The sequence below is a fragment of the Streptomyces meridianus genome (assembly GCF_023703325.1).
GTDB lineage: Bacteria > Actinomycetota > Actinomycetes > Streptomycetales > Streptomycetaceae > Streptomyces > Streptomyces meridianus.
The window spans coordinates 1-3,581 of record NZ_JAMQGM010000071.1 but is presented as its reverse complement, the minus strand read 5'-3'; the positions used below and the strand labels follow the sequence as shown (position 1 = coordinate 3,581).

The 3,581-nt window shown below is 73.0% G+C and carries 3 protein-coding genes; 1 reads left to right on the top strand and 2 read right to left on the bottom strand.

The window, feature by feature from the left end; all coding sequences use genetic code 11:
* Positions 1 to 75: 75 nt before the first annotated feature.
* Positions 76 to 1,641, bottom strand: a complete 1,566-nt coding sequence (purH, locus tag M1E25_RS25035) for a bifunctional phosphoribosylaminoimidazolecarboxamide formyltransferase/IMP cyclohydrolase (protein WP_251419517.1) — start codon at positions 1,639 to 1,641, stop codon at positions 76 to 78.
* Positions 1,638 to 2,282 carry a phosphoribosylglycinamide formyltransferase gene (gene purN, locus M1E25_RS25030; protein WP_251419515.1) on the bottom strand — a complete coding sequence of 215 codons (645 nt, stop codon included), beginning with the start codon at positions 2,280 to 2,282 and terminating at the stop codon, positions 1,638 to 1,640. The genes purH and purN overlap by 4 nt, the downstream gene beginning before the upstream one ends.
* Positions 2,283 to 2,561: 279 nt before the next feature.
* Here purN and M1E25_RS25025 point away from each other — a divergent pair, with 279 nt between their 5' ends.
* A complete protein-coding gene (locus M1E25_RS25025; protein WP_251419513.1) occupies positions 2,562 to 3,419 on the top strand; it encodes a hypothetical protein in 858 nt (285 codons plus the stop codon).
* Positions 3,420 to 3,581: the final 162 nt, after the last annotated feature.

Genomic DNA, 3,581 nt, shown 5'->3' with positions numbered 1-3,581 from the left:
GGCGGGGAACACGGCCTTCGTCGTACCCGCGCCCCCGGCCCCCGGCACGGGAGCGGACACGGGCGTGCGGTCCGCTCAGTGGAAGAAGTGCCGGGTGCCGGTGAAGTACATCGTCACGCCCGCCTTCCGGGCGGCCTCGACGACCTGCTCGTCACGGACCGAACCGCCCGGCTGGACCACGGCGCCGATCCCGGCGGCGGTCAGCACCTCGAGCCCGTCCGGGAACGGGAAGAAGGCGTCGGAGGCCGCGTACGACCCTGCCGCGCGCTCCTCGCCGGCCCGCTGGACCGCGAGCCTGGCCGAGTCGACCCGGTTGACCTGGCCCATGCCGACGCCGACGGTCGCGCCGTCCTTCGCCAGCAGGATCGCGTTGGACTTGACGGCCCGGCAGGCACGCCAGGCGAAGGCCAGCTCGGCGAGCGCAGGGGCGTCCAGCGCCTCACCGGTCGCGAGGGTCCAGTTCGCCGGATCGTCTCCGTCGGCCTGCAGCCGGTCCTTCTCCTGAAGGAGCACGCCGCCCTCGATCGGGCGGAACTCCCGGACCGTGGACGGGGCGTCCGGGCAGCGCAGGACGCGGATGTTCTTCTTGCGGGACAGCACCTCGACGGCGCCCTCCTCGTAGTAGGGCGCGATGACGACCTCGGTGAAGATCTCGGCGACCTGCTCGGCCATCTCCACCGTCACCGGGCGGTTCACCGCGATCACACCGCCGAAGGCCGACAGCGGGTCGCACGCGTGGGCCTTGCGGTGGGCCTCACCGACGTCCGCGCCGATCGCGATGCCGCAGGGGTTGGCGTGCTTGATGATCGCGACGCAGGGAGCGTCGTGGTCGTACGCCGCCCGGCGCGCGGCCTCGGTGTCGACGTAGTTGTTGTACGACATCTCCTTGCCGTGCAGCTGCTCGGCGGAAGCGAGGCCGGTGGCGCCCGCCTCGGCGTACAGGGCCGCGGGCTGGTGCGGGTTCTCGCCGTAGCGCAGGACGTTCCGGCGCTCGTACACGGCCCCGAGGAAGTCGGGGAACACGGCGTCGTCGACCGGCGCGTACTCCTGGGCGAACCAGCCGGCCACCGCCACGTCGTAGGAGGCCGTGTGCTGGAACGCCTCGGCGGCCAGCCGCTTGCGCGCAGCCAGGTCGAAGCCGCCGCCCGTCACGGCGGTGAGCACGTCCGCGTACCGTTCGGGGCTCGTGACGACGGCGACCGAGGGGTGGTTCTTCGCTGCGGCGCGCACCATCGACGGCCCGCCGATGTCGATCTGCTCCACGCACTCGTCCGGGCTCGCGCCCGAGGCGACGGTCTCGCGGAACGGATAGAGGTTGACGACGACCAGGTCGAACGGGGCGACGCCGAGCTCCTCGAGCTGCACCCGGTGGGCCTCGAGCCGCAGGTCGGCGAGGATGCCGGCGTGGACCCGCGGGTGCAGCGTCTTGACCCGGCCGTCCAGGCATTCGGGGAATCCGGTCAGCTCCTCGACCTTGGTGACGGGTACGCCCGCCGCAGAGATCCGCCCGGCCGTCGAGCCGGTGGAGACCAGCTCGACACCGGCCTCGTGCAGACCGCGGGCCAGCTCCTCCAGGCCCGTCTTGTCGTAGACGCTGACCAGCGCCCGGCGAATGGGGCGCTTCGTACCTTCGGCGGTCACGGGATCCTCACCTTTCGTCCCTCAATGCGGTAGCCGTGGCGGGCCAGACGCCCGACGACATCGACGAGCAGACGTCGCTCGACTTCCTTGATCCGCTCGTGCAGAGCGGCTCCCCCGTCCTCATGGTCCTCGTCCCGGACCTCCACCACCCCCTGGGCGATGATCGGGCCGGTGTCGACCCCGTTGTCGACGAAGTGGACGGTGCACCCGGTCACACGGACTCCGTACGCGAGGGCGTCGCGTACCCCGTGGGCGCCGGGGAAGCTGGGCAGCAGGGCAGGGTGGGTGTTGACGAACCGGCCCCCGAAACGGGCGAGGAACGCCTCGCCGACGATCTTCATGAAGCCGGCCGAGACCACGAGGTCCGGCTCGTGCGCGGCGGTGGCCTCGGTCAGGGCCCGGTCCCAGCCCTCGCGGCTCGCGTAGTCCTTGACCCGGCGGACGAACGTGGGCACTCCGGCGCGCTCGGCACGCTCCAAGCCGGCGATGCCGTCGCGGTCGGCGCCGACGGCGACGATCTCGGCGCCGTACCCCTCGGGGTCCGCCGCGATGGCGTCGAGGAGGGCTTGGAGGTTCGTACCGGAACCGGAGACCAGGACGACCAGGCGGACCGGGGCCTTCCGGGGGCGGGGCGAGGACACAGCGGGGCTCTTTCCTGGGGGGCTCCCCCGGCCATGTGCCCGGAGGAAGGGACCCTGTGGTTCGTGGGGTCGTACGAGCGAAGGGCAACCGCCGATCCGGAAGACCCTACGAAGCCGCCGACCGACAGCAACGATACCGGCACACCGAGCGGCCCCCACGGGACGGGGGAGCGCACGCGGGGTAGCGTCTGGTTGGAGACGCAACCGTCCTCTCCGTCCCACCGGCCCCGGCCGGGCATCCGCGGCGGGGTGATGACACAAGGGGAAGAATCAGCCCAGATGCCGGACCGACGCCGCCGCGCGGCCCTCTGCCTCCCGCTGCCCGCCGCCAGTTCCGTGCGGCCGGGCGCCCTGCTGCTGCGCGGGCGCCGCCCGGCTTCCGGTTCACCGAGCTCCGAGGGCGAGGACAACCCGTTCGCCCCGCCGCCGGAGGGCCGGCCGGACCAGCCGTGGCAGCCGCGCCGTCCGCAGAGCGGGGGCGACAGGGACTCCGGCGCGGACGGCTCGGGCGACGGCGGCGACGGCGGCGACAGCGACGGCGACCACGACAAGCGCGACTCCTGGGGCCAGTGGTCCAGCCGCCAGCCCGGCCCCCACAGCGGCGGCTTCGGCCAGGGCGACCGCGACGGCGACCGGTCCGGCCCGGAGCGGCCGGGCGGCCCGGGAGGACTCCGCTGGGACCCGACGGACCCGGTCCAGCGTCGGGCGCGCTACGCCCTCCTCTCGGGCATGTGGGCCTTCTTCTTCGCGCTGTTCAACGTGCGCGAGATCGCCCTGCTGCTCGGCGCCCTGGCCCTGTACTGGGGCATCAGCTCGCTGCGCGGCAAGGCCAAGCCGGCCGCAGAGGCAGCCGAAGGGGCGCGCGGCGCCACCGGTCACGCCCGGAGCGCGGCGGCCGGTACGGGCGGACCGGGCGGCAGGAGCGGCCACCGGCCGCAGGCGACGGCGGCGATCAGCGGTCTGGTCACGGGCAGTCTCGCCCTGGCGCTGGTGGCTGCGATGTTCAGCATGCAGCTGGTCTACCGCGACTACTACGCGTGCGTGAACGACTCCCTCACCCAGGCGTCCCGGGACTCCTGCAAGGACCTGCTGCCGGAGCAGCTGCGCCCGTTGCTCGAGGGCGAGCAGAAGGGCTGACACCGCACGGCGTTTCCGGGGTGTGACCCAGATACGGCCCGAACGGGCCATGGGATGATCTTGGTCTGGTCGGTTTCGTGGTCGGCCTCGGCGAGCGCGCGGTAGAGCGAGGCGACGGACGGGTTCCTGCCGGCGAAGGCCTCTCTCGCCAAGGGATAAACA

Excerpts from the sequence above, each read along its gene's own strand:
- M1E25_RS25025 (WP_251419513.1), top strand. The coding sequence starts at position 2,562 with ATGCCGGACCGACGCCGCCGCGCGGCCCTCTGCCTCCCGCTGCCCGCC.